The sequence below is a fragment of the Streptomyces sp. CO7 genome, assembly GCF_053474865.1.
The window spans coordinates 119025-120714 of record NZ_JBRIOU010000005.1 but is presented as its reverse complement, the minus strand read 5'-3'; the positions used below and the strand labels follow the sequence as shown (position 1 = coordinate 120714).

Annotated in this window: 2 protein-coding genes; one reads left to right on the top strand and one right to left on the bottom strand. The window is 73.1% G+C overall.

Annotated elements, in window-relative coordinates:
- The first annotated feature begins 355 nt into the window (after positions 1-355).
- Positions 356-1006: a DUF1707 SHOCT-like domain-containing protein gene (locus ACOV8S_RS18865; protein ID WP_448319448.1), complete on the top strand. Its 651-nt coding sequence runs from the start codon at positions 356-358 to the stop codon at positions 1004-1006.
- 51 nt (positions 1007-1057) lie between these two features.
- Here the strand turns inward: ACOV8S_RS18865 and ACOV8S_RS18860 are convergent.
- On the bottom strand, positions 1058-1690 hold a 633-nt coding region (locus ACOV8S_RS18860), incomplete at its 5' end, for an MMPL family transporter (RefSeq protein WP_448318981.1).

Below are 1690 nucleotides of genomic sequence, written 5' to 3'. Positions count from 1 at the left end.
GCATCCGGCAGCGCCCGCCTCGCCCCCTTCGCCTCCCGAGGGGGCGGCGGACGCTGCCGGATGCCGCCAGCCCTGCACCGGCTTTTTCCTGCGGTCGTTCTTCATCGCGTGCTCCGGCTCCGTTCCTCCGCGTTCCGCCGATACACCATGTGCTCACTATGTACCGGTATGACCGATGCGCGCCCGCAGTAGTGGGCTGTGTCGGTGCGGCGGCGTCACCCGTCCCGCACCCTCTCGCCGGACGGCGTTACCGGCGGCGTCCCGAACTCGTATGCTGCGCGGCATGGCCGACGCGTCGAACGAGCGGGACGAGCGGGTGGAGCGGGACGAGGCAGCACGGGGCGGGCGCCGGGAGGTGCCGCTGCCCGAACTGCGGGCGGGGGACGCCGACCGGGAGAGGGTCGCCGAGCGGCTCCGCGACGCCCTCGCCGAGGGGCGGCTCGACATGGACGAGTTCCAGGAGCGGCTGGACATCGTGTACGCGGCGAAGACCTACGGGGAGCTGGAGCCGGTCACCCGGGACCTGCCAGCGCCGGACGGACCTGCCGTCTCCATGATGAAGCGGCCCGCGCGGGCCTCCGGGGCGGAGGTGGACTGGCCGTCGCGGATCACCGGCGGACGGGGTTCCTCCGACCGGGGGATCGCCGTGATGGCCGGCTTCCAGCGGGTGGGCCACTGGGTCGCGCCGCGGCGCTTCGACGCGGTGGCCGTGATGGGCGGCGGGGTCATCGACCTGCGCGAGGCGTACTTCGCGGGGCACGAGATCGTCATCAACTGCGTCGCCCTGATGGGCGGGGTGGAGATCATCGTCCCGCCGGGCGTCGAGGTCGTGATGCGCGGCACGGGCTTCATGGGCGGCTTCGACCACGACGCGCGCGGCGACGACGGCTCCTACTCCCCCGACGCGCCGCGCGTCGTCGTCACCGGCTTCGCCTTCTGGGGCGGCGTGGGCGTCCGCACCAAGCGGCCCAAGGGCGCCAGGAAGCGGCAGCTCCCCCCGTCCTGACACCACGTCCCCCCTGCGGCGCGCCCGCGCCGCGCGGGAGCCTCCCCCGGATCAGGCCGCGGCCGGAGTCCCGCGAGGAGTGCCGTCCGGGTCCGGCTCCACGGGCGGCGCGCCGCCCGTGGAGCGCCCGGGCCACCAGGCCCGCTCGCCGAGCAACGCCATCGCCGACGGCAGCAGCAACGCCCGCAGCACGAACGCGTCGAAGAGCACGGCGACGGTGAGCCCCACGGCGATCTGCTTCATCTCGACGCGGTCGATGAACAGGAAACTGACGAACACCGACACCATGATCACCGCGGCGCTGGTCACCACGCTCGCCGACCCCGCGATGCCGTCCACGACCGCCTGCCGCGTCGGCGCCCCGCGCCGCACCGCCTCCCGGATCCGGCTGACCACGAAGATCTGGTAGTCGGTGGACAGCCCCACCAGGATGGCCAGCACCATCAACGGCGTGCGGGAGCCCACGAAGCCCAGGGACTCGAAGCCGAGCAGGTCCTCCGCCCACGTGTACTGGAACACCAGGGTCAGCGCCCCCCACGAGACCAGCACCGTGGAGACGTTCAGCAGCGTGCCCAGCAGCGCCATCACCACGGACCGGAACGCCACGTACATGATCACGGCGGCGGCCAGCGTGATGAACGCGACCACCCACGGCAGCCGCTGCGACTGACGGTCGGCGTAGTC